Source organism: Pelorhabdus rhamnosifermentans (assembly GCF_018835585.1).
GTDB classification, from domain to species: domain Bacteria; phylum Bacillota; class Negativicutes; order UMGS1260; family UMGS1260; genus Pelorhabdus; species Pelorhabdus rhamnosifermentans.
Genome location: NZ_JAHGVE010000196.1, coordinates 1 through 223, shown reverse-complemented (window position 1 = coordinate 223; position 223 = coordinate 1). Strand labels below are relative to the sequence as shown.

At 41.7% G+C, this 223-nt stretch carries 1 pseudogene; it reads right to left on the bottom strand.

What is annotated here, in order from left to right:
* Window positions 1-223, bottom strand: a pseudogene (locus tag Ga0466249_RS26335) (electron transfer flavoprotein subunit beta); the annotation flags it as partial.

The window sequence follows — 223 nt, the reverse complement described above, 5'->3', positions numbered from 1 at the left end:
GCTAAACATTCTTTTAAAGCATCTTTGGCCTGAGGGGGTCCCATTGAAACAACGGTTACCTTGCCGCCATTTTTTTCTTTTAATTGCAGAGCAGCTTCCAAGGCATTTTTGTCAAAGGGATTCACAATGCTTGGCACACCTTGCCTCACAAGTGTATTTGTTACTGGATCAATTTTAACTTCTGTAGTGTCAGGTACCTGCTTGACACAAACTACCATTTCCA